Below are 20,741 nucleotides of genomic sequence, written 5' to 3' on the forward strand. Positions count from 1 at the left end.
TCATCGCGCGCGTAAAGTTCGGTAAATCAGTGAGTGGTTGTATGGCAGTTTAAGCGGTCGAACGTACCGGTAAGCGGTTTCGCAGTGGGGACGCGAGCGATTTTATGTGATTGAGATCACGATATAAAATCGGGCGTCCTTTTTTGCTCAGGAGAGAATAACGACCAAACTGAGCTAATAATGATATTAATGGCGCGAATCCCATAAAGTTTTCCCTTTGCAGGCCGAAAATTCAGGTATCTGTCTAGCGGAAAGAGAAAACATGTTAAAGCGAATTAAAATTGTTACCAGCTTACTGCTGGTATTGGCGCTATTTGGCCTTTTACAACTGACATCAGGCGGGTTGTTCTTCAACTCCCTAAAGAATGACAAAGAAAACTTCACCGTATTGCAAACCATTCGTCAGCAGCAGTCTGCCCTGAATGCAACTTGGGTGGAGCTGCTGCAAACGCGTAATACCCTGAACCGCGCAGGCATCCGCTGGATGATGGACCAGAGCAATATAGGGAGCGGCGCAACTGTCGCTGAACTGATGCAGGGGGCGGCCAATACGCTGAAGCTGGTGGAAAAAAGCTGGGCGCAGTATGAGTCGTTACCGCGCGATCCACGTCAGAGTGAAGCGGCTTTCCTTGAAATCAAACGAACCTATGATATCTACCACGGCGCGCTGGCGGAGCTTATTCAGCTTCTTGGCGCGGGTAAGATAAACGAATTTTTCGATCAACCGACCCAAAGCTATCAGGACGCCTTTGAGAAGCAGTACATGGCCTATATGCAGCAAAACGATCGTCTGTACGATATTGCTGTTGAGGATAACAACAGTTCCTACAACCAGGCGATGTGGGTGCTGGTCAGCGTGCTGATTGCGGTTCTGGTGGTCATTATCGCCGTCTGGTTCGGCATCAAACTGTCGCTTATCGCCCCGATGAATCGTCTGATCGAAAGCATTCGCCATATCGCCAGCGGCGATCTGGTGAAACGTATTGATGTCGAAGGCTCCAACGAAATGGGGCAACTGGCGGACAACTTACGCCATATGCAGAGCGAGCTGGTGCGTACCGTGGGCGATGTACGCAATGGCGCCAACGCGATTTACAGCGGCGCCAGCGAAATCGCGATGGGCAACAACGACCTCTCCTCCCGTACTGAACAGCAGGCCGCGTCTCTGGAAGAGACCGCCGCCAGTATGGAACAACTGACCGCCACCGTGAAACAGAACGCCGAAAACGCCCGTCAGGCCAGCCACTTGGCGCTGAGCGCCTCTGAAACAGCGCAGAAAGGCGGCAAAGTGGTGGATAACGTCGTACAAACAATGCGTGACATCGCCTCCAGTTCGCAGAAAATCGCCGATATTATCAGCGTAATCGACGGTATTGCTTTCCAGACCAATATCCTGGCGTTGAACGCGGCGGTAGAAGCGGCGCGCGCAGGCGAGCAGGGGCGCGGGTTTGCAGTGGTGGCCGGTGAAGTGCGTACTCTGGCAAGCCGTAGCGCGCAGGCGGCACGGGAGATCAAGAGTCTGATTGAGGACTCCGTGAGCCGCGTTGACGTGGGTTCGACACTGGTCGAAAGCGCCGGTGAAACCATGGATGAGATCGTCAATGCAGTCACCCGCGTGACTGATATCATGGGTGAGATTGCCTCGGCGTCCGACGAGCAGAGTCGCGGTATTGACCAGGTTGGTCTGGCGGTAGCGGAGATGGATCGTGTAACGCAGCAGAACGCCTCGCTGGTGGAAGAGTCCGCCGCCGCGGCTGCGGCGCTGGAAGAACAAGCCAGCCGTCTGACGCAGGCTGTCGCGGTGTTCCGTATTCAACAGGAACAGCAGCGCGCGCGTGACGTTGCGGCGGTAAAAACCTCAGCAGCCGTGCCGCCACGAAAAGCCGCCGTGGCCGACGACAGCGATAATTGGGAAACGTTTTAAGAGCGTATTGGCAAATGCCGCCGCCGGTCTGCCTGGCTTGATAAGCGCGCGCCATCAGGTAAAACAATGCCGGATGGCGGCGTAAACGCCTTATCCGACCTACAGGTATTTAAACCAGCATCAGGCGCATGGCGCAGCGTGATTCATACGCATGCCGTGCGCCGCCTCTTCCTCTCTTTTCTGACGTAACGCCAGGCAGTAGCGCTGTTGCCGTTGTTTTTGCTAACCCCGCGTTGGGCGAAGGATGTGCGGTGATCCACAAAAAATGAATAAAGCGGAAGATTGCGCGACAGGAACGCCTCGTTTCGCGGCATCATAATTGCTTATGTGGTAATCGTGAGAGGATACGATGCGCAAAGATGCCCTGCTTGCTTTCCTGATGAACCAAACGGATTTTTTTGATCCGGAAAATGTCAGCGAGGTATTTACCGCGCGCTATCTGGCGCAGCGTTTTAATATGCAGCGAAACACCGCCAGCCACTACCTGAACCAACTGGTGGCACAGGGCGTGCTCTGCAAAATCAACACTCGTCCCGTCTATTTCCTGCATAAGCAGGCATTTAGTCAGCAATTTTTTACGCTTTCGCGCAATGAATACGCTAGCATCGCGGAACTGTTAGCGCATGGGGAACAGGAGTGCGTGCCGGACGATCATTTTTCCCTGTTGATTGGCCATAACGAAAGCCTGAAGCGCCCGATTGAGCAACTGAAAACCGCGCTGTTTTATCCCGACGGCGGACTGCCGCTACTGATGACCGGCGAAAGCGGCACCGGGAAAAGTTATCTGGCGCGACTAATGCACGAATATGCCGTCACCCAAGCGCTTCTGCCGCCGGATGCGCCGTTTATCAGTTTTAACTGCGCCCAGTATGCGAGCAATCCCGAACTGCTTGCGGCGAATCTTTTTGGTTATGTGAAGGGCGCGTTTACCGGCGCGCAGAGCGACAGGCCGGGCGCGTTCGAGGCGGCTGACGGCGGCATGTTATTTCTGGATGAAGTCCACCGACTGAGCGCCGAAGGGCAGGAGAAGCTCTTTACCTGGCTCGATTGCGGCGAAATTTATCGGGTAGGCGATACCGCGCAAGGGCATCCGGTTTCTGTACGTCTGGTATTTGCGACTACCGAAGAGATCCATAGTACCTTTTTGACGACATTTTTGCGGCGCATCCCGATTCAGGTCAACCTGCCGGATCTCCAGCACCGCAGCCGCCAGGAAAAAGAGGCGCTGATCTTACTGTTTTTCTGGACGGAGGCGAAAAAGCTCTCGGCCACGCTTATCCTCAGGCCGCGTTTGTTGCAGATCCTCAATCAGTATGTTTATCGCGGCAACGTCGGCGAGCTGAAAAATGTGGTGAAATATGCGGTGGCGACGGCATGGGCGAAAAAGCCAGGGCAGGAAACCGTTACCGTGTCGCTGCACGATCTGCCGGATGCCATGCTGTCGGCATTGCCGTCGCTGAATGAACCGCTGACGGACGACGCGCCGGTGAGCATCACGCCCGACACGAACCTGACCTGGCTACTGCGCGCCCGTGACGAGATGCAGGGCATGATCCATGATACGCAGTGTCATGTGCTGGCGCTGTACGAGTTGGTGCGTAGCGGGAAGGAGGGGTGGGAGACGGTACAAAAAAGAATGGGCGATGAAATCGAAACTCTCTTCGATCGCCTGATTTTTACCGGCGATGATAATGTGCATTCACAGCGGTTGCTGTTAATTACAAGCCAGGTGCGGGAAGAGTTTTATCGTCTGGAGAAGCGCTTCAATATGCAGCTTAACGGCAACTGTATTTATGCGCTTAGTCACTATCTAATCCATCGTACCGCACAGGCGCCTTCTCGTCTCAACAGTGAGCAGATCCGCCAACTGGACGCCTTTCTCGCCCAGAAATATCCGCTACTGTATAGTTTCTGTTTACAGATTCTGGAGACGCTGAGCCAGAAGCTGGATCTGGAGCCGAGACGCATTGATATTCTGCTGCTGGCGCTTTGGCTGCATAAACAGGGGGTCAACAGCCAGAAACAGGTGACGCACGCGGTGATTCTGGCGCATGGCTATGCCACCGCCAGCAGTATCGCCAACGTCGCCAATCGGTTATTGAAAAATACGATTTTTGAATCGTTCGATATGCCGCTGGATGTCACCCCGGGGGCGATAGCGCAGCAGGTGATGCGCTATCTGGAAGGGCATCCGCTCGCCTCTGGCCTGATAATTCTGGTGGATATGGGATCGCTCAAGGCCATTCATCGTCATTTTGATCGCGCGCTCTCTACGCCGGTGACGATTATCAACAACGTCTCGACCAGCATGGCGTTGTATGTAGGCGAGCGCATTTTACAGGGACATTTTATTGAGGAGATCGCCCGCGATATCGCCCGGGATGTACCGGTTGAGTATCAGCTCTACTGGCCGAAAAGCAACAAACCACGCGCCATACTGACCACTTGCGCGACCGGTATCGGCGTGGCGACCAATCTTTGTTCATTACTGAGCGCCAGTATTCCACAGGCGCTGGAGATTGACGTCGTTGCCTGCGATTACGCGATGCTGGCGAATAATAAAACCCAGGAGCCGGTATTTATTCGCTACGACGTACTGGCGATTGTCGGCACTCTGGACCCGCACATCGCCAGCGTGCCGTGGATTTCGCTCGACTCGCTGATTTCCGGCGAGGGGAACCAGTACCTGATGCGGCTGTTTGGTTCGCTGACCACGCCGGATCAGGTAGCGGAGATCAACAATCTGCTGCTGAAAAACTTCTCGCTCCGACGGGTAATCGAATCCGTCACCATCCTTGACACCAGTAAAGTCATCAATCACGTTGAACAGTTTCTGCTGCGCTATGAACATCTGGCGGGCGTTACCGTCTCAAATGAAAGAAAGGTGGCGCTCTATGTGCATATTAGCTGCCTGATCGAGCGTCTGATCCGTCATGCGGGAATAACGACCTGGAGCGGGCAACAGTGTCCGGAACACGAACTGAATCGACTACGGGAAGCGTTTAGTGTCATTGAGAGTAACTACAGTGTCAAAATCCCCACCGCCGAGCTTGGCTATATCCATAATATCCTGACCTTCGAAACAGATTTTATCGAGCAAGATCAACAGTTTTAACGATTTCCCTCTGTTAACCCGATCTTTTTTCGGCGCGCCACTTTTTCTGGCACGCCGCTTGCTCTCTTTTATCACAGTGGAATGTGTTTTAGAGGTCAGGATGAAGAGACATTATATTTTCGCCAGCCACGGCACGCTGGCCAGCGGGGTTTTAAACTCCGTGGAGCTGATTTTAGGCAAACGGTCAAATGTATGGACGCTGTGCGCTTACGTTGAAGAGGACATGGATTTAAGCCAGCAGGTAGATATGTTGATCGCGCAGATCCCGCCGGAAGATGAAATTATTGCGCTGACCGATATCTTTGCCGGCAGCGTGAATAACGAATTTATACGTTATTTATCGCGCGCTAATTTTCATTTGCTGGCGGGGATTAATTTGCCGCTGGTTATCGATCTCTTTATGTCAGAAAACGATGGCAATACAACGCATACCATTATCACGGCGTTAGAGGATTCAAAAGAAAATATTCAGTACTGCAATCAAACTATCACCAGCGCCATGCAAAGCGATAAAGATTTTTAAGGGGAGGGAGAGTCATGATTGTTTTTTTACGGGTGGATCATCGTTTATTACATGGACAGGTCGCCTTTTCCTGGACGCAGTACGTTGGCGCCGACTGTATTTTAATTGCCAACGACAGCGTACCTAATGATGACCTGCGTAAAACCACCATTAAAATGGCGAAGCCGCCAGCGGTGAAGCTGGTTATTAAGAATATTGCCGACTCGATTGAAGCGATAAAAAGCGGCGTTACCGATAAATATAAACTTTTTATTGTTGTTGAGTCCGTGGCGGATGCGTGTCATCTGGCGCGCGAATTGCCCGACATTAAAAGCATTAATTTAGGCGGCACGAAGGTGCGCGAAGGGAGCCAGAATATCGCTAAAGCCATTAATCTGTTAGCGGATGAAATGACGCAACTTCGGGAACTGGCGGCTGGCGGAGTGGAGGTAGAAATTCGTCTGGTGCCTAACGATCGTAAACAACTCTTCGCCTGAACGGATACATTCCTGAGGATATAGTATGGTAGAGGCGCTTTTACTTGGGCTGGTGGCGTTTATCGCCCAGTCGGAATATGCATTAGGGACATCGCTGATCTCCAGACCTATCGTGACCGGACTCTTAACCGGGTTGGTGCTGGGCGATATGGAAACCGGAATTGTGATGGGCGCGACGCTGGAGCTGGCGTTTATCGGTTCCTTTTCGGTGGGCGCGTCGCTGCCGCCGGATGTGGTCACTGGCGGTATTTTAGGCGTGGCGTTTGCTATTAATTCCGGTGCCGGAACGGAAACTGCGCTGTTATTAGGTTTGCCTATCGCGACGCTGGCGTTAATTGTGAAAAATATCTATAACGGAATGTTTATTCCGTTACTCTGTCATAAAGCTGATGCTTACGCTGAAGTCGGTAATACCAGGGGCATCGAGCGTATGCATTTAATCTCCGGTATTGGGCTGTCGCTGACGCTGGGGATTATCGTCACGGTCTCTTATTTAGCGGGCGTGAATGTGGTTAAAGGTTTTCTGGATGCCATTCCGGAATTTATTAAACATGGTTTAAGTGTTGCCACCGGTATTATTCCCGCGCTGGGTTTTGCCATGCTGGCTCGATTATTAATTAATAAAAAAGTTGCCCCGTATTTTTTCCTCGGTTTTATATTAATGGCGTATTTAAAAATACCGGTGACGGGTATTGCGATTCTCGGCGCGATTGTCGCCGTCGTGATGGTCAATATGCCAAAACTTGCGGCCTCACAGCCAGCCCCCGCGCAAGGAGCGTCTCATGACGATGAAGATGATTTCTGATAAAGACCGCCAACAGGCGGAAAACACAGAGCTGGTCACCGCGCGTGATTTACGCCGCGTCTTCTGGCGTTCTTTCCAGATGGAGTTTTCCTGGAACTATGAACGGCAAATGAACCTGGCGTTCGTCTATACGCTTATCCCAGTATTAAAGAAACTGTATAGCCGCAAAGAAGATCTTGCTGAAGCGTTAAAACGCCATCTGGCTTTCTTTAATACCACGCCGCACATTGTGACGTTGATCCTCGGTATTACCGTGGCGATGGAGGAGAAAAATAGCCAGCAGAAAGAGATGGACGCCAGTTCTATCGATAACGTCAAAGCGTCGTTGATGGGGCCGCTGGCGGGTATTGGCGACTCTTTTTTCTGGGGAACATTACGCCTTATCGCCACCGGTATCGGCACCAGCCTGGCGCTGAAAGGCAATGTTCTGGGGCCGATTTTATTTCTGCTGGTGTTTAACGTGCCGCATATTCTGGCCCGCTGGTTCTTTACCCGCTGGGGCTATGTGCTGGGAACCGGCGTGCTGCAACGTATTCAGCAAAGCGGAATGATGGAGAGCTTAACGTATGGCGCGTCGATTATCGGTCTGATGGTTGTTGGCGCGATGACAGCCTCCATGATTGATATCACCATTCCCATTACGTTTGGTACAGGAGACGCGAAAACCCATGTTCAGGACATTATTAACGACATTATGCCTTGTCTGCTGCCGTTAATTAGTTTCGCCATTGTGTACTGGCTGTTGGGGAAAAAGGTCAAGCCGTTAACCATTATTGGCGGTATTGCTCTGGTGGGGATTTTCGGTTCCTGGATAGGGTTATTTTAAGAGGGATAAATCATGTCACCAACCATGCTGACCTATATCAACGAAGAGGCTGATGTCTTGGCGAATATTATTTGCCGCCATCGCCAGTCGCTGGACGAAGTATCGCGGTTCGTCAGCCAAAAACCGTTACGACGAATCCTGATATTAGCCACCGGCTCGTCGTTGAATGCCGCATTTTGCGCGCGATATTTTTTTGAATATTGCGGCATCACTGTTGATATTAAAGAGCCGTACACTTTTAGCCATTACGAAAATAGCGATCCGCAAGCCGATATGGTTATCGCTATCTCTCAGAGCGGGAAAAGCGCTTCTACACTGGAGGCGATGCGTAAAGTCCAGGATCTGGGGCGTCCGGTATTTGCTCTGACCGCTGATCCGCAAAGTCCGCTTGGCAAGGCCAGCGATTGTCCGCTGGATATTCTGACCGGGATTGAGTCTGTCGGGTTTGTCACTCGTGGATTTAGCGCGACGGTACTGAATCTGTTGCTTATTGCGTTGTTAATTGCCCGTCGGCAGCAGTGTCTGACTGAATCACAGGTCGAGGAGTATGAGGCGCAGCTTCAGCGCATTGCGGCGACCCTGCCGTTGGTTATCGCGCGCACGGAAGCGTTTATTCGTCAACACCGCGCTGTTTTGCAAAACGGGACACGCTTTGTGGCGATAGGTTATGGCGCGCTGGTCGGGGTGGCAAAAGAATTTGAAACCAAATTTACCGAGACGGTGCGCGTTCCCTCAAGCGGGTTTGAGCTGGAGGCCTATATGCACGGCCCGTATCTGGAAGCCAATGCGGAACACGTGATGTTCTTTTTTGAGGACCGGCCCGACGCGCGTTCCAGAGCGCTTCGGGAGTATATGACGCCTGCAGTCGCCAAAACCTTTACCCTCACGCTGGCGAAGGCGGCGCAAGATGACCAGACGCTCGCGCTGGATGTGGCGGTTGATCACCATTTTTCACCATTGCTGTTGATTGTGCCGGTACAGCTCATGGCGTTTCATATCGCCTCGCTGAAAGGCATCGACCTTGCCGTGCGCATTTTTGACGATTTCGATCGCGTTTTAAAAAGTAAAATCTGAACAATCAGGAGAAAAATATGTTGGGTTTTAATCAGGACGAGTACCTGACGAGTGCTCGTGAGATCATCGCTGCGCGCCAGAAGGCAGAACAGGTTGCTGACGAGATTTATCAGGCCGGGTTCAGTTCTTTATTTTTCGCTTCTGTTGGCGGTTCACTGGCGCCAATGATGGCAATTAATGAATTTGCCAAAGAATTAACGACACTGCCGGTTTATATTGAGCAGGCGGCAGAATTAATTCATAAAGGAAATAAACGGCTTAATAAAGATTCTGTGGTTGTTACGCTGTCTAAATCCGGCGATACCAAAGAATCGGTAGCGATCGCCGAGTGGTGTAAAGCGCAGGGAATACGCGTGGTCGCCATTACCAAAAATGCGGACTCTCCGCTGGCGCAGGCGGCGACCTGGCATATTCCGATGCGCCACAAAAATGGCGTGGAATATGAATATATGCTGCTGTACTGGTTATTTTTCCGCGTGCTGTCGCGCAATAACGAATTCGCCAGTTACGATCGCTTCGCCAGCCAACTGGAAACGCTGCCGGCGAATCTGCTTAATGCCAAACAAAAATTCGATCCACAGGCGGACGCTATCGCTAGTCGTTATTTCAATAGCGAGTATATGATGTGGGTTGGCGGCGCGGAGATGTGGGGTGAAGTCTATCTGTTCTCCATGTGCATCCTGGAAGAGATGCAATGGAAGCGTACACGCCCCGTCAGCTCTGCGGAATTTTTCCACGGCGCGCTGGAACTGTTGGAAAAAGACGTCCCGCTTATTCTGGTGAAAGGAGAAGGAAAATGCCGCTCGCTGGATGAACGCGTTGAGCGCTTTGCCAGTAACATTACCGAAAATCTGGTGGTGATTGACCCGCAAGAATACGCCCTGGAAGGTGTTGACGAGGCGTTCCGCTGGATTATGGCGCCGTGCGTTGTTTCAACGTTGTTAGTTGACCGACTGGCGGCGCACTTTGAGAAGTATACCGGCCATAGTCTGGATATCCGCCGCTACTATCGCCAGTTTGAGTATTAACCCCTGTGCCGGATGTCGGCGTAAACGCCTTATCATGCCTACGTTTGTAGGCATGATAAGACACGTCAGCATCTCCATCCAGCGTTGGTTTGCGCAGTTTAACTTTCCGCGTTCACCACTTTGATTTCCACCATCCCGATCCCCAGTTTGCGCGGTGAATGGCCCAAAATATTACCCTCGTTGGTGGAGACGGGAACGGGCGGCGCAATCACTAAGGTACTGGCGTCCGTCGGGTTGTTGAAATGCAACGTGGTGGTAGACACGTCATGACCCAGCACCAGCGTCTGTTCTTCGTTGCCTACGCGTACAGGAATCGGGCGATTCGCATTGTCGCCGAAGGCTTTGGCGGTGATGACCAGATCAAATTTTTTCGGCAGCGGCGCTTTATATTCGATTTTGACTTCATCGCCCAACTGCGCGTTTGACCAGCGTCCCCAGGTCTCCGGACGGGAAATGCCGCTAAACTGCTTCACTTCCTCCGGCGCGCCTGCAACATTAAAGATAAAGCTGTCAGCTTTATAACGAATATCGTTATCGACAATCTTTAAGGTGTCGACGTTGCCTTTATAGCGTTGCATATCAATCACCGTATCTTTAAACGCGGTTTTGCCTTTCCACTGCGTTTTATCGACATGCTGTACGGTTTGCTGGCCGCCAAGCTGCCCCTGTGAGACGCACCAGTCGGTAGATAGCGCCAGCTCCGGTGCCCATAGCTGCGCCATTTTGTAGCAGCGATCGACCCAGACGAAATTATCGCGCGGGGCGAAGTCGGCCAACTGGAACCGCAGCGGAGCGGAGTATTCGCTTTCCGGTAACGGCTCAACACGCTTATCCGACACGCGCAGCAGCAACGGCAGACGGAAGTGACTGCCGGAAAATGCGATCATGTTTTTGTCCTGATCGATAGTGAACGCTTTCATCTCTTTCGGGAAATTCCACAGTCGAACAATATCCGGTTTCATCGCCAGCACTTTCTCTTTTACGTTCAGGAACACTTCCGACAGCGACTGTCCAGAAAGGCTACTGCGTCCCAGACCGATAAAATTATCGCCGCCGAGAATATCCAGCACCGTTGCGCCGTTGTCCATCGTATTGCGTTTGACCGCCAGCGTTTCCTGTTGCGGTTTATCGCCGCGCAGAATGAAAAACAGATTGTTGCGATCCTGCTTATTCAGGTATTTCCATGCCGTATTATTCATCGCCAGATGGTCGGAAGAGACGACGATAACGGTATCTTTAAACCACGGCGACGCTTTGATTTTGTTGATAAACCTGGCGATGTTTTCCTGACTGCAACTTACGGCGCTAAAGGATTGGTTGGGCTTGCTGTCGTAATCGTAGCGTTTACGGTTACAGGTGCGTGAAATAAACCCGTCCGGATGGTGAGTATCCACGGTCAGCGTAAACAGCGAAAACCGCTGGCCGGAGCGGGAAAGCGCTTCAAATTTCTTCCATGCCTCATCAAGCACCGTATCGTCGTAGAAGCCCCAGTCATTACGATAAGACGGGTCCGTCACCACCGTTTTCAGCTCTTCGGCGCCGTACAGATGATCAAATCCGTGTGATTTCAGGAACACATCTTTCCCGGCAAAACGCAGGTTAGCGCCCTGCACGAAATAGTTCTGGTAGCCGGCGTTTTTCAGAATGTCGCCAAGGCAAATATTCTGCGGAAAGAAGCTGGACACTGACGCTGAGGCGTTGCCCTCAAACGGCGCAAACAGCGGAATACCGCACTGGGAAGCCACCATTCCGGCGATGGTGTAATCCGTTCCCGGCAGTTGCATGGTATGGCTGAAATCCAGTCCCTCATTTTTCAGCGCGCCCAGTTCCGGCGTAAGATTGGGGAAGGCGTCATTATCAAAATAGGTCCGTTCCAGACTCTCGCCATAGATATAGACCAGATTGAGCTTTGGATTAGGAATGGTTTTTGCCGGTTCTTTATAATAAACGGCAAAGTCCGGATCGCCATCGCGCGTTTGTGATTTTACCAGTTCGGTGATCTGGCGAAACGCCGGGCTGGCGTCGACCGAACCCAGCGCCAGCAGTAACGCCAGCAGGCTGTAACCAACATGATGAGGATGGTGACGGCGGCGGCGTAGTATCCATCCCAGCGCGCCGAACACCCCCACTAACGCAAGGACAATGCCGATTCCCGGCAGAATATATTTGCCGACTCCCGCTCCTGTCAGGCTATTCGTGAGCGTATAAAGCACCGCGTCGTTGATCCCGTCGCCGGTAAAATAGTCGCTGGCATACCGGGTAATATTCAGAATGACAAAAAGCCCCAGCACCGTGAGAGTGGCGGCAAACCACCAGGTGTTACGGCCCGCCTTCCAGGCATATACCAACACAGAGGCGAGAAATAAAGCGACGGAGAGCAACTCGGACAACTGACGATCCTCAATAAACCAGGCTTATGGCTGGCAGGAAAATTTTTCTGACAATGTAATGGCGATGCCATATTGCTGCAATTCTAATAACAATACATGGCGCTGTGATTCAGAATTAGTTTAGAACGTTGGTTTTTTGATCGGCATCACTTCCCAGCATAGCGGCGAATAACCGGAAAAGATAAAGAGTTAAATCAGGTTAACGCCATACAGGGCGATAAAGCGCCAAAACATGGCGTTTATCCGGCGATCCGGGCGCGTGTCGCCAGAAATGACCTGACGCCTCGCCCAGAAAGGAGTCCTAGTATTCTTTACCCGTAACCCTACTGCGGTAACTGTCCCAGGTAAAATTGACCCATAAACTGTTGCCGAGGCGCATACGGTCCATGACGCGTTCTCCGAGCATTTTCGTCATCTCTTCCATATTGCTGTTCGTCAACATGCCCGTGGGACGTTTTGACGAAGAACGACGATCGACAATCTGATTGATGATCACTTTTTCATAACGGGATTCGGTCTGCACGCCGATCTCGTCGATCACCAAAAGATCAACGTTACTGAGATCGTTAAGCAGTTGCTCTTCGCTGGTTTCCCGATTGCTGAACGTGTCTTTCATCGCTGACATAATATCCGCCACGGTGATAATCAGTACCGATTTTCCGCGCAGCAGCAGCTCATTACAAATAGCTGCGGCGAGATGATTTTTACCGGTTCCCGGCTTTCCGGAAAAAACAAAACTGGCGATATTGCCGTCAAATTCATCAACGTACTGCCGGGCTTTGCTCAATGCGTTCATTTGCCCGTCGCACTCAACCCGATAATTATCAAACGAACAGTTCTGATGCAGCGGTCGAATGCCGGAACGGTTAAATGTGCGCTGCATTTTCATCGCCCGGTTTTCCCGCGCCAGCGCCGCCGCCCGGATCTCACCTTGCGCTTTCTGCCACGCCAGCAGCTCTTCGCCCGTTTTAAACGCCGGTGTAATATGCGCAGGCATCATTTTTTGTAGACGCTGCATCAGGTCGCCAACATTTTTCATCGTTACCCCCTAAAACCTGGTGGAATATGATTGTCAGGTTCGCTGACGCTATTGATGTCGCGCTGCGGCATTCCGCCATTGCTGGAACGGCTGATTTGTACGCTACGCGCCAACTTTTGCTGCCACTGAATATGGTGAAAAACCTTACCCTCCGCCTGCCAGTAGGCGATAAACGCCGCCAGCTCTTCTGCGGTGACAGGATCCCGGAGCGCCACGCCCCAAAGTGCGGCCTGGCGTTGAAAATCCGCATCCGGTTGCCAGGCGGGATACATGGCGAATTTTCCGCAGGGAATTGCAACGTGGGCGGTTTCGGGTTCTTCATAAAATTGCGCGTCTAACGCCACATCGCTTCCCGGATGTGATAACTTTTCTTCAAGCGCCAGCAGTTCCGCCATACGTGCAGGCGTCACGGCATAAAACGCAGGCGCATTATTAGCGAATACCGCCACCGCGCCGCCCGTTGACTTAGCCAGCACGGCATGATGATCGTGTAAAAGGGCGTCAATACCGATGACGTCCGACGTTAAGATTCTGGAAGACATAATGTTTCTCAATATGGAACAACAACCGAGAAGGGCGATTGTTTTTATAGTACCACACAGACCTGCAAGAACAGCAGGAAGGCGTTCCACTGATTACACGCGGGGACGTTTGCGGTACAGCCATAAACCCGGTACAGAGAGTCCAATTGAGAGCGCGCCAACGATGGAAGAGGCTTTCAGGAAATTTGTCAGCAGGGTAATCATCATCGGTTCGCTGTAACCCAGATGGCTAATTTTTACTGCGGAAATCATAGCGGTATAGGCGGAAATCCCTGGAAACATCGGGATCACGGCTGCGACGGTAAAAACTTTAGGGTGAGCGAGGTACCAGCGTGACCACTGAATACCAATACTGCCGACTAACAGCGAAGCCATAAACGTCGACCATTCGATATTAAAGCCAGCGCTCATCATGAGCATACGTGAGCCATGACCCAGCGCCCCCAGTAGCGCGCACCACGGAAGCGCCCGGTGGGGAACATTAAAGACCATCGCAAACCCGACGGCGGGGATCGCAGACAGGATCATGTCCTGCATTAGCGCCATGAAAAAGTCGATTATACCCATCCTCGTAGCCCCCATACTGTCATTGACATCACAACGCCGATGCAGGTGGCCAGCGTCAATAGGCTGGCGATAGCCCAGCGAGCCAGCCCGGTATTAATATGCCCTTTAAACATATCTGCGACAGAATTAATCAGCGGAAAACCCGGTACCAGCAGAAGTACGCTCGCCGCCATGGCGATAGTCGGCGTCTGGCTAAAGGCAGGAAGGGTGAGCATCAGCCCGGAAATCGTGGTGGCGATAAAAGCGGTGATGCAAAAATTGATCTGCGGATGTAAATGCCGTTGCGCCAACATCTGACGAATGTACATGGCTATCATACTGGCGAAAAAGGTGATCAACGCGCCATCCCAGCCGCCGTTATTCAGCTTACAAAAGCAGGCGCAGGAGAGGCCAACCATAACTGCTACCAGCCAGCGCGGATAACGCAGCGGCCGGAGCTGGCTAAAGCGTTTTTCCACGCCTTTGTAATCCAGCAGGCGATGTTCCGCGAGTATGACGATATGCTGAACCTCCGTGACGACGTGCATATTAATGCCGTGATCCTGGTTTTTACGTGTCGATGTCAGGCATTGTCCGTCTTTGATGGTAGTCAGTACAATAGCGTTAGAGGAGATAGCGCTTTCGACGCTATCCATACCGAGCGCTAAACCGAGGCGGGTAGAAAGCTCATCGACCAGCGCGCTTTCCGCTCCGTGCTGCAATAAAAAAAGTCCGCATTGAATACATAATCGTGTTACCGTTCGTTGAATTGACTGTTCTTCTTGCATGACTCGTCCTGTCCGAAAAGACATTTTATGCGCCATCACTATGACGGAAACTTTCTTTTTAACACGAAGCGCAGGTGTGATGGCGTTGGTTAAGATCAATTTTTTGTTGATGAAAATGCTACCCACAATGCATAAGCCTCTTGAGGTTTGCGCCACGTCGCAGGCTGGATACCTTCATGGGCGGCTGTTCTCGTATGTCCGTTTCCAGAATAGAGACATTATGACAGCCGGGCCGTTCATTTTTGAATCAATTATATGGTGAATTTTATTAACGATATGCATGAATCGTTTAACAACGGCGGTATGAGCGATAGGTGTAAAATAGGCATCATATAGAGGAATTCGCAGGTATAGCGCGGGTTTTTATGGGTAACTGTCGACATTATTGGGCTTTTATTTTAGGGGGCCGCAATATGAATGAATGGCGAATCTATATTTTAAATTTATTAATATAATAATTTGCGTTAGAATTACTAATGTGCAAATTTAGCTAATTTAATTGTTTTGTTTCTATTTTTATGAGTAACTATGCGATAGTGATTTCATGTTTTGTGCTATGTGGATTGTAGCGCAATCAATGTTATATCTCTAAAAATAAAACGAGGATAATTAATTCACTCGGCCAATATTTCTTTGTGCTCATTATTAATGATGGTTTTTATTAATGGAACAATGAAAAGAGGACGTGTGGGTGTGGAGGAGTTATGCTGCCAGGATGCTGCAAAAATGGACTTATTATCAGTAAAATCCCCCTTATACAGGAAGGCCTTAAAGGGGCTATAACAGGTAATTTCCCCGATTATAAACTGGCGTATTGCCGTACGATAGAAGAACTGACGCTGCTACAGATACGCCGAAGCAATTTAGTTATCGCTGATTTAGCGGTTAACAATGCCTCTCCCCGTGCTATCTGCGAATATTTTTATAGCTTACTATCGCAGTATCGTGACATACATTGGGTATTTCTGGTTCCTAAACCCTGCTATCCATATGCAGTTGATCTCCTGATGGGCCCCGTCAGCACGCTGCTTTCAGACGAAGAACCGATCGACAATCTTATCAGCGTTATCCGTGCGGGACATGCTTATTCAGAAAGAATAAGCAAAACGCTATTATCGCCTCAAGTACCGTCTGAAATTCAGGAGCACGGCAGCAAACCTATTATCCTTACGCTATCTGAACGAAAAGTATTACGCCTTTTAGGGAAAGGGTGGGGCATTAACCAAATTGCGGCATTACTTAAAAAAAGTAATAAAACAATTAGCGCCCAAAAAAATAGCGCCATGCGACGCTTATCAATACACAGTAATGCAGAGATGTATGCATGGATAAACAGTTCTCAGGGAGCCAGAGAATTGAATCTACCTTCGATATATGGAGAAACCATGGAATGGAAAACAGAATCAGCAAGAGAAATGTTGCGCTCGTCGAAAAATGTGTGATGAGCAACGTTGGTTTTAAAGGGTTATTTGATGCAATGCCGGATTGCCGACATACGCTTCATATTTTTTCAAAACCGTCCGCATTTTATAAGGCTGCGCTAAAGACACCGTTTTCTGCCGTTATTTTTTCTCTCTCTGCGTTAAGAACTGAACGCCGGACAGGATTAGCTTGCCTGACGGAGCTGGCGATAAATTATCCCCACATGCGGCGTCTGGTGATTGCAGATGATGATAGTGAAGCTCGCTTAATCAGCGCTCTATCTCCCTTGCCGCTGGATGGGGTTATCAGCAAGGCATCGCCATTGGATGTTTTACAGGATGCCTTATTCACATCGCTTAATGGTGCCAGGCGGACGACGGAGCGCACAGACAGTCTTTGGGAGTTTCACCAGAATTGTATGCTGAGTCCAACCGAGCGGGAGATTTTGCGTTTTATGTCGAACGGCTACTCAATGCCGCAAATCGCCGTCCAGTTGGAACGTAATATTAAGACTATCCGGGCGCATAAGTTTAATGTTATGTCCAAACTGGGTGTGAGCTCTGATGCCGGATTACTCGATGCGGCGGATATTCTGGTGTATCTACGCGTCGGAGATGGTACCGCACTCCAGCACCGGGTATAACCCGCGCCAGGGCACGTTATTGACACACGTCTACCCAGGTCGCTGATGTCAGTTCAGCCATTCTTTGTGGTGCGATGCGTACCGCGCTATGCGTGGAGCCAGCGGCAGGCAATACTTCGCTATACCCCTTCAGAGAGACGTCGCAGTAAACGGGCAGCGGGTGTTCCAGCCCGAAAGGGCATACGCCGCCGACAGGATGTCCGGTTGCATTGACCACTTCATCGCTGTTCAGCATACGGGCTTTTGCGCCGAAGGTTGTTTTGAGTTTCTTATTATCCATGCGGGCATCGCCTTTAGCGACCACAAGGATAATCGTGTCTTTTACTTTAAGTGAGAGCGTTTTGGCTATCTGCCCGGGCTCAACGTTATGCGCTTTTGCTGCCAGTTCGACAGTTGCTGTACTTTGATTTAATTCTATAATTTCAATATCGGGAGCGTGATCGGCCAGAAATTGCCGTACAGATTGCAGACTCATTCTTCTCTCCTGAGACCTTATCAATAGCCGCGGTAGGCCCAAAAATGGCAAAACGTAATTTGTCATAAGGAGAGCGTTGCTGTAAATATAATAATGTTACAGGTCAGCAACAGTAAGCAGTGGAAGGAACCGCGACGATAACTGAAAGCAACGTAAAGCGGTTTATTTTAGCGTGCAGTCGCCGCACTGCTGTACGTCTGGTAAGCGGTAACGTTGGCAGCAGGTTCTGCGTACCAGAAGACCGTCGCGCATCACGACAGTTCGCCAAAGCGGGTTATCCTGACCATTAGAGAGCCGCTTTTCAAAAAAACAACGCTGACGTAGCGTTGCCAACAGGGCTTCGCCAAGCAGCGGCTTCATCTCAGTCAGATACCAGTTGATTAAGTAACCGGTATTGCTCCAGATAAGTTTTGCGTTGATGTCGCCAGTCGTCTCCAGCGCCTGAACGACCGGCTGTAGTGCGGAGACGATCAGCGTTTCCATTCGTTCTGCCGGGGAACGCATTGTTGTCAGGTTATCCTGATGTACATCAAGCCAGAAACACGCTGCGCGTCCGGTTTCATGAAATTCAACGTGAATATGTTCTGCGGAGACATTGATAGCGCGCGCTTGCGTCAGTAATGCCAGCATCAGCGGCGGCGCCATCAGCCCGATATACCATTGCGCCCACAGGGAAAGTAATGGCTTATTCTCTCGTGGAAGACCTGGCGTGTTACGGTAGATGTGATCGGAATAGGCGGCCAGCAATGAACGGAACGTCGCTGGGCGTGTCCACTGCGCGAGAGTCATAGCTGTTGGCGGCGGCGTTTTATCAAGGCGGATGAAGTCCAACAGGTGCTCACGGGTGTTGGCGATCGCCTCGCGTACCGCTTCCGCCAACGAGCCGTCCTCCGGCTGAAGGGCGGCTCGCCAGATAATATCGTCAGCAATCGGTGCGGAACGGTAAGCCATAGCGCAATTTAAGGATGTTAATCTAAATGATAATTATTTCTAATAATATCGATAGAGATAAACGATGGCAAGCGGTTTATGGTTAACGCTGTCGGCGTAGTACGATTACGTCATCAGGATTCACATTGCGTGCAAGTCGCCGCTGACCAGAATGTGGTTACGTCCAAGATGCTTGGCTTCGTAGAGCGCTTTATCCGCTTTTTCGATAGCGTCCCCGATATTGCGATCCGCCAGTGGCGCAATGCCGATACTGACGGTGACATTGGTGGCGACGCTCTCATTAAACATATGCGGTATTTTAAGATCGTATACTTTCTGTCTAATACGTTCTGCGGTAGCGCGGGCCTGCTGTGGCTCAGTGGCGGTCAGTAACACCAGAAATTCTTCACCGCCAAAACGGCAGACAACATCGCGCGATCGCACGGCGTCCCGAATTGCCGCTGAGACGCGAATTAACGCCTGATCGCCCATCATATGACCGTAGTGATCGTTATACGCTTTGAAATGATCGATATCTAATAGCAGGACGTAGTGTTCATGGCTGTCCAGCGCCTGTAGCGTATCCAGCCGACTTTGCAGGCCACGGCGATTATATAAGCCGGTCAATGGATCAAGCATACTCAGGCTGTTGAGGGTTTCCCGTTCGGCGAGCAGCTTAAACATTAGCTGCTGGGCAAAGTTATCGTAGCGTTTCTGGATAATATGCTGGATAGCAATTCCCACCATCGGCAAGGCCATCAAATAGAGGATGCGCAAACCCTGTTCATTACCGTTCAGCCACAGGCAGAGCGCGACTGACGGTAGTGCATAGAGCGTAAATGCGACGATATTCGCGCTAAAGGCTATTGAACCGATAAACAGAACGCTAAGCAGTGAAATCAGCAAAAAAGAGAAATCATAATGACCTAACGCCGGATACTTTAGCGCAATGTGCGTCGCCCACAGCCCTCCAAAAAGTATGGAGATAAAAGGAAGATTAATCCTTTTTTGCCCATATTTCCCATGCCATGCCAACAGTAATGCACTCAGGGCTAATATTCCTGTCATTGGCGCGCAAAATATATTGACATGATAAAGAGGGGAAACAAGAGTAAACAGCGCCGATACGGCGTTGAGAAATAGGAAAAGACGTAAAGAAAACTGATACTTCTTAATACGAAGCGATCGCCAGGATGGTGTTGTCATGTGTGATTGTCGTTATTTATCGGTGATATACACAGTGTCGGGCGCCAACATGAAAATAACGTGCGAGAAAAGATCGCATAAAGCGAGGTTTTGTTGTTTTTACGTTAACAGTCGGACAATTTATCACCTTACTGAATACGTGTCATCAACCGTTAAGTAAAACTCATCTATTTACCTTTCTTTTGGGCTGACAAATGAGAAAATATATCATATGATATTAGTTATCATTATCGATTCCAGAGGTGAAACCATGTTGCAGCGGGCTTTAGGCAGCGGATGGGGCGTATTATTACCTGGATTTATTATCGTCGGTCTGGCGTTTAACGGTCTGTCAGCTCATGTGTTGAAGCTGTTGATTATATCAGGATTGCTACTGTCTGCGCTGATGTTGTATCACAAACAGTTACGACATTTTGTGTTACTTCCATCGTGTATGGCGCTTATTGGCGGCATGATGCTGGCGATGATGAACTGGAATCAGGGTTGAAAATGAAGATAGAAAAAGGAAAGATAAGATAATTGGTGCGAGGGGGGGGACTTGAACCCCCACGTCCGTAAGGACACTAACACCTGAAGCTAGCGCGTCTACCAATTCCGCCACCTTCGCACAGTTATCTTACTTTTTGATATCGCCTCGTTGGTGCGAGGGGGGGGACTTGAACCCCCACGTCCGTAAGAACACTAACACCTGAAGCTAGCGCGTCTACCAATTCCGCCACCTTCGCCCAGTGCGAGCAATATCAACGTGGTTTTGGTGCGAGGGGGGGGACTTGAACCCCCACGTCCGTAAGGACACTAACACCTGAAGCTAGCGCGTCTACCAATTCCGCCACCTTCGCATACCATCGATTCTTGAAAAGAATCACTACCACGGAGGCGCATTCTAGTGGTTTTCAGCTATTCGTCAATAGTTAATTGCGTGGGATAGATTGATTGCTGCAAAAATGGACGCTGGCCGCAAGCCGGATAAGACGTCTCGCATTGCCATC

The 20,741-nt window shown here is 50.5% G+C and carries 19 protein-coding genes and 3 tRNA genes; 11 read left to right on the forward strand and 11 right to left on the reverse strand.

Annotated features, from left to right (window positions below):
- Positions 1-262 precede the first annotated feature (262 nt).
- From tsr to F4V61_RS11070, 8 genes are all read left to right on the forward strand, one after another.
- A complete protein-coding gene (gene tsr, locus F4V61_RS11035; RefSeq protein WP_000919503.1) occupies positions 263-1,924 on the forward strand; it encodes a methyl-accepting chemotaxis protein in 1,662 nt (553 codons plus the stop codon).
- A gap of 349 nt (positions 1,925-2,273) precedes the next feature.
- Positions 2,274-5,039, forward strand: coding sequence for a sigma 54-interacting transcriptional regulator (locus F4V61_RS11040; protein WP_001224197.1), 2,766 nt, complete (start codon positions 2,274-2,276; stop codon positions 5,037-5,039).
- A gap of 100 nt (positions 5,040-5,139) precedes the next feature.
- A complete protein-coding gene (locus F4V61_RS11045; RefSeq protein ID WP_000820687.1) occupies positions 5,140-5,562 on the forward strand; it encodes a PTS sugar transporter subunit IIA in 423 nt (140 codons plus the stop codon).
- Positions 5,563-5,576: 14 nt separating this feature from the next.
- Positions 5,577-6,038 carry a PTS sugar transporter subunit IIB gene (locus F4V61_RS11050; RefSeq protein WP_000634724.1) on the forward strand — a complete coding sequence of 154 codons (462 nt, stop codon included), beginning with the start codon at positions 5,577-5,579 and terminating at the stop codon, positions 6,036-6,038.
- A 25-nt stretch (positions 6,039-6,063) separates the two neighbouring features.
- A complete protein-coding gene (locus F4V61_RS11055) occupies positions 6,064-6,843 on the forward strand; it encodes a PTS mannose/fructose/sorbose/N-acetylgalactosamine transporter subunit IIC (protein WP_038397034.1) in 780 nt (259 codons plus the stop codon).
- A complete protein-coding gene (locus F4V61_RS11060) occupies positions 6,821-7,669 on the forward strand; it encodes a PTS system mannose/fructose/sorbose family transporter subunit IID (protein ID WP_000178061.1) in 849 nt (282 codons plus the stop codon). Before F4V61_RS11055 ends, F4V61_RS11060 begins: the two co-directional genes overlap by 23 nt.
- A 12-nt stretch (positions 7,670-7,681) precedes the next feature.
- On the forward strand, positions 7,682-8,743 hold the full coding sequence (locus tag F4V61_RS11065; protein WP_000075412.1) for an SIS domain-containing protein: 1,062 nt from the start codon (positions 7,682-7,684) through the stop codon (positions 8,741-8,743).
- Between the two features lie 17 nt (positions 8,744-8,760).
- Complete coding sequence (locus F4V61_RS11070; protein WP_038397033.1) at positions 8,761-9,771, forward strand: SIS domain-containing protein; 1,011 nt, start codon at positions 8,761-8,763, stop codon at positions 9,769-9,771.
- Positions 9,772-9,869: 98 nt separating this feature from the next.
- Here the strand turns inward: F4V61_RS11070 and opgB are convergent, their stop codons facing one another.
- The 5 genes from opgB to F4V61_RS11095 form a co-directional block, all read right to left on the reverse strand.
- Positions 9,870-12,161 carry a phosphatidylglycerol--membrane-oligosaccharide glycerophosphotransferase gene (gene opgB / locus F4V61_RS11075; protein ID WP_001292735.1) on the reverse strand — a complete coding sequence of 764 codons (2,292 nt, stop codon included), beginning with the start codon at positions 12,159-12,161 and terminating at the stop codon, positions 9,870-9,872.
- A 301-nt stretch (positions 12,162-12,462) separates the two neighbouring features.
- Positions 12,463-13,200: a DNA replication protein DnaC gene (dnaC, locus tag F4V61_RS11080; protein WP_000799920.1), complete on the reverse strand. Its 738-nt coding sequence runs from the start codon at positions 13,198-13,200 to the stop codon at positions 12,463-12,465.
- A 2-nt stretch (positions 13,201-13,202) separates the two neighbouring features.
- Entirely contained in the window at positions 13,203-13,742 is a 540-nt protein-coding gene (dnaT, locus tag F4V61_RS11085; RefSeq protein WP_000098571.1) for a primosomal protein DnaT, read from the reverse strand.
- A gap of 93 nt (positions 13,743-13,835) precedes the next feature.
- A complete protein-coding gene (locus F4V61_RS11090) occupies positions 13,836-14,309 on the reverse strand; it encodes a threonine/serine exporter (protein ID WP_000511324.1) in 474 nt (157 codons plus the stop codon).
- Positions 14,300-15,076 carry a threonine/serine ThrE exporter family protein gene (locus tag F4V61_RS11095; protein ID WP_001154816.1) on the reverse strand — a complete coding sequence of 259 codons (777 nt, stop codon included), beginning with the start codon at positions 15,074-15,076 and terminating at the stop codon, positions 14,300-14,302. Before F4V61_RS11095 ends, F4V61_RS11090 begins: the two co-directional genes overlap by 10 nt.
- Before the next feature lie 704 nt (positions 15,077-15,780).
- Between F4V61_RS11095 and F4V61_RS11100 the strand changes: the two genes are divergently transcribed.
- A complete protein-coding gene (locus F4V61_RS11100) occupies positions 15,781-16,518 on the forward strand; it encodes a helix-turn-helix domain-containing protein (protein ID WP_038397032.1) in 738 nt (245 codons plus the stop codon).
- Positions 16,467-17,141 (forward strand): DNA-binding transcriptional activator BglJ, encoded by a 675-nt coding sequence (bglJ, locus tag F4V61_RS11105; RefSeq protein ID WP_077946372.1) that lies wholly within the window; start codon positions 16,467-16,469, stop codon positions 17,139-17,141. The genes F4V61_RS11100 and bglJ overlap by 52 nt, the downstream gene beginning before the upstream one ends.
- Before the next feature lie 16 nt (positions 17,142-17,157).
- Here bglJ and F4V61_RS11110 read toward each other — a convergent pair whose 3' ends face one another.
- The 3 genes from F4V61_RS11110 to F4V61_RS11120 form a co-directional block, all read right to left on the reverse strand.
- Complete coding sequence (locus tag F4V61_RS11110; RefSeq protein ID WP_000058278.1) at positions 17,158-17,616, reverse strand: YbaK/EbsC family protein; 459 nt, start codon at positions 17,614-17,616, stop codon at positions 17,158-17,160.
- A 162-nt stretch (positions 17,617-17,778) separates the two neighbouring features.
- On the reverse strand, positions 17,779-18,567 hold the full coding sequence (gene fhuF, locus F4V61_RS11115; RefSeq protein ID WP_000331522.1) for a siderophore-iron reductase FhuF: 789 nt from the start codon (positions 18,565-18,567) through the stop codon (positions 17,779-17,781).
- A gap of 120 nt (positions 18,568-18,687) precedes the next feature.
- Positions 18,688-19,752: a GGDEF domain-containing protein gene (locus F4V61_RS11120; protein WP_024132026.1), complete on the reverse strand. Its 1,065-nt coding sequence runs from the start codon at positions 19,750-19,752 to the stop codon at positions 18,688-18,690.
- 250 nt (positions 19,753-20,002) lie between these two features.
- Between F4V61_RS11120 and F4V61_RS11125 the strand changes: the two genes are divergently transcribed.
- Positions 20,003-20,239 (forward strand): DUF1435 domain-containing protein, encoded by a 237-nt coding sequence (locus F4V61_RS11125; protein ID WP_000941571.1) that lies wholly within the window; start codon positions 20,003-20,005, stop codon positions 20,237-20,239.
- Between the two features lie 33 nt (positions 20,240-20,272).
- On the opposite strand, the gene F4V61_RS11130 is transcribed toward F4V61_RS11125, so the two are convergent.
- The 3 genes from F4V61_RS11130 to F4V61_RS11140 form a co-directional block, all read right to left on the reverse strand.
- Positions 20,273-20,359: transfer RNA gene (locus F4V61_RS11130), tRNA-Leu, on the reverse strand.
- Between the two features lie 31 nt (positions 20,360-20,390).
- Positions 20,391-20,477: transfer RNA gene (locus tag F4V61_RS11135), tRNA-Leu, on the reverse strand.
- Between the two features lie 27 nt (positions 20,478-20,504).
- Positions 20,505-20,591 (reverse strand) — tRNA-Leu (locus F4V61_RS11140).
- Positions 20,592-20,741: the final 150 nt, after the last annotated feature.

The organism is Salmonella enterica subsp. arizonae (assembly GCF_008692845.1).
GTDB lineage: Bacteria > Pseudomonadota > Gammaproteobacteria > Enterobacterales > Enterobacteriaceae > Salmonella > Salmonella arizonae.

Bases quoted from the DNA above. Each gene is read 5' to 3' on its own strand.
- F4V61_RS11045 (WP_000820687.1), top strand. From the start codon at position 5,140: ATGAAGAGACATTATATTTTCGCCAGCCACGGCACGCTGGCCAGCGGG.
- F4V61_RS11050 (WP_000634724.1), top strand. From the start codon at position 5,577: ATGATTGTTTTTTTACGGGTGGATCATCGTTTATTACATGGACAGGTC.
- F4V61_RS11120 (WP_024132026.1), bottom strand. From the start codon at position 19,752: ATGACAACACCATCCTGGCGATCGCTTCGTATTAAGAAGTATCAGTTT.
- F4V61_RS11095 (WP_001154816.1), bottom strand. From the start codon at position 15,076: ATGCAAGAAGAACAGTCAATTCAACGAACGGTAACACGATTATGTATT.
- tsr (WP_000919503.1), top strand. From the start codon at position 263: ATGTTAAAGCGAATTAAAATTGTTACCAGCTTACTGCTGGTATTGGCG.
- F4V61_RS11060 (WP_000178061.1), top strand. From the start codon at position 6,821: ATGACGATGAAGATGATTTCTGATAAAGACCGCCAACAGGCGGAAAAC.
- F4V61_RS11090 (WP_000511324.1), bottom strand. From the start codon at position 14,309: ATGGGTATAATCGACTTTTTCATGGCGCTAATGCAGGACATGATCCTG.
- F4V61_RS11070 (WP_038397033.1), top strand. From the start codon at position 8,761: ATGTTGGGTTTTAATCAGGACGAGTACCTGACGAGTGCTCGTGAGATC.
- F4V61_RS11065 (WP_000075412.1), top strand. From the start codon at position 7,682: ATGTCACCAACCATGCTGACCTATATCAACGAAGAGGCTGATGTCTTG.
- bglJ (WP_077946372.1), top strand. From the start codon at position 16,467: ATGGAAAACAGAATCAGCAAGAGAAATGTTGCGCTCGTCGAAAAATGT.
- F4V61_RS11100 (WP_038397032.1), top strand. From the start codon at position 15,781: ATGCTGCCAGGATGCTGCAAAAATGGACTTATTATCAGTAAAATCCCC.
- dnaC (WP_000799920.1), bottom strand. From the start codon at position 13,200: ATGAAAAATGTTGGCGACCTGATGCAGCGTCTACAAAAAATGATGCCT.
- F4V61_RS11110 (WP_000058278.1), bottom strand. From the start codon at position 17,616: ATGAGTCTGCAATCTGTACGGCAATTTCTGGCCGATCACGCTCCCGAT.
- fhuF (WP_000331522.1), bottom strand. From the start codon at position 18,567: ATGGCTTACCGTTCCGCACCGATTGCTGACGATATTATCTGGCGAGCC.
- F4V61_RS11125 (WP_000941571.1), top strand. From the start codon at position 20,003: ATGTTGCAGCGGGCTTTAGGCAGCGGATGGGGCGTATTATTACCTGGA.
- dnaT (WP_000098571.1), bottom strand. From the start codon at position 13,742: ATGTCTTCCAGAATCTTAACGTCGGACGTCATCGGTATTGACGCCCTT.
- F4V61_RS11055 (WP_038397034.1), top strand. From the start codon at position 6,064: ATGGTAGAGGCGCTTTTACTTGGGCTGGTGGCGTTTATCGCCCAGTCG.
- F4V61_RS11040 (WP_001224197.1), top strand. From the start codon at position 2,274: ATGCGCAAAGATGCCCTGCTTGCTTTCCTGATGAACCAAACGGATTTT.